The sequence below is a fragment of the Grimontia marina genome (genome assembly GCF_900060185.1).
Classification (GTDB): Bacteria; Pseudomonadota; Gammaproteobacteria; order Enterobacterales; family Vibrionaceae; genus Enterovibrio; species Enterovibrio marinus.
Genome location: NZ_FIZY01000233.1, coordinates 1 through 643 on the forward strand (window position 1 = coordinate 1; position 643 = coordinate 643).

General features: G+C 39.8%; 1 protein-coding gene. It reads left to right on the forward strand.

The genetic code is table 11. From position 1 onward, the window contains the following. On the forward strand, positions 1–643 hold a 643-nt coding region (locus GMA8713_RS27925), incomplete at both ends, for a DNA methyltransferase (protein ID WP_339385760.1).

The following is a 643-nucleotide window of genomic DNA, read 5'->3' on the forward strand; positions in this document are numbered from 1 at the left end:
AAAGAAGTTGTGGATAGTCCTATAAAGTTATTGAACCTGAGAAAGCGTATATCAAATATTAGTGTGTTTGGCACAGCTGGTGGCTCGGGTAATTTTCTGGTTAGTGCATATAAACAGATGCGCGAAATTGAAGCTGAGATAAATGACAGGAGGGGAGAAGTTAATGACCAGTCGAGTATCCCATTAACAAATTTTCGTGGAATTGAACTAAGAGATTTTCCTGCTGAAATTGCACGACTGGCTTTGATTATTGCGGAATATCAATGTGACCTGAAGTATCGAGGCCAAAAACTAGCGCTGGCTGAGTTTTTGCCTTTGGATGCAGAGAATTGGATTACTAGTGGTAATGCTCTAAGGATTGATTGGCGTTCAATTTGTCCACCTACAGGCACATCAGTAAAGGTTGTTGGTGATGATCTATTTGAGTCCCCTTTAGATCAAGCTGAAGTCGATTTTGAAAATGAGGGTGGTGAAACATATATATGTGGAAATCCGCCATATAAAGGAACTAAGAATCAAACAAAACAAGAAAAGGAAGACTTGAAAGCTGTATGCGGTAGATACACAAAAAGAAGCGGTACGCTTGATTATGTTGCAGGTTGGTTTGTTAAAGCTGCTGAATATGCTGAGAGCTCTAAAGCAG